The following is a 268-nucleotide window of genomic DNA, read 5'->3' on the forward strand; positions in this document are numbered from 1 at the left end:
AGCGCCGGTGCGCAGGTCAGGGTCAGAAGGCCGAGGGTTGCCGTCAGTGTCAGTGTCTTCATGTGTCCACTTAACCTTCTTGGCTGACGAATGACATGACGGTTTCGATGGGCCGTCTGCCCTGGTTGCGATAGCCCAGATGCGGGCGTTCGGTGTTGTAGTGGACGAGCCAGGCGTCGAGGTCGGACTGGAGCGCCTCGACGGTTTCGTAGAAGGTCTCGCGCATCTTCACGCGGAAGAACTCGTCGAGGACGGTGCCGTTGAACCG

At 60.8% G+C, this 268-nt stretch carries 1 protein-coding gene; it reads right to left on the reverse strand.

Annotated elements, in window-relative coordinates:
- Positions 1-70: 70 nt before the first annotated feature.
- Positions 71-268: integrase core domain-containing protein (locus DRV84_RS16100; RefSeq protein ID WP_239995106.1), on the reverse strand; the 198-nt coding region annotated here is incomplete at its 5' end.

The sequence above is a fragment of the Rhodosalinus sediminis genome, assembly GCF_003385555.1.
GTDB classification, from domain to species: Bacteria; Pseudomonadota; Alphaproteobacteria; order Rhodobacterales; family Rhodobacteraceae; genus Rhodosalinus; species Rhodosalinus sediminis.